This is a genomic window from Campylobacter novaezeelandiae (genome assembly GCF_004323845.1).
Classification (GTDB): Bacteria; Campylobacterota; Campylobacteria; order Campylobacterales; family Campylobacteraceae; genus Campylobacter_D; species Campylobacter_D novaezeelandiae.
Window position 1 is genome coordinate 1 of sequence record NZ_QPGR01000055.1, and the last position, 393, is coordinate 393.

Sequence of the window (393 nt, forward strand, 5' to 3'; positions counted from 1 at the left end):
CACCGTCCTGGGTGCTCCACTATGTCCTGCTGGTACGTCTGGTTTTGCTTTGCCTTCTTTTACAAGTTCTATAGCTTTATAAATAGTTGTCTCTTTTCGTTTTAAATCCTCTGTAGCACTTTCTTCCATAGAGAAAATTTCGTTTGCCTCTTCATATCGAATATATTGTTCTAAATGTTGCGGAATTAAAGGTTTTAAAATTTCAGACTGACCTACTAAAATTGCATTAAAAGGCTTTATACTTAAAGCTTGTATTACACCTTCAACAATAGGTTTTTCTCCAAAATCGCCACCCATTGCATCAATTGCAATGTTTATCATAAATTTTAGTATTCCTTACTTACTGGATTAACACGATGAGGCATTTTATAACTTCCATCTTTATCTTTAATA

At 33.6% G+C, this 393-nt stretch carries 2 pseudogenes; both read right to left on the reverse strand.

Features of this window, described 5'->3' with window-relative positions:
• Window positions 1-321: pseudogene (locus DU473_RS08185) on the reverse strand (phosphate acyltransferase PlsX); the annotation flags it as partial.
• 5 nt (window positions 322-326) lie between these two features.
• Window positions 327-393 (reverse strand): annotated as a pseudogene (locus DU473_RS08190) (50S ribosomal protein L32); the annotation flags it as partial.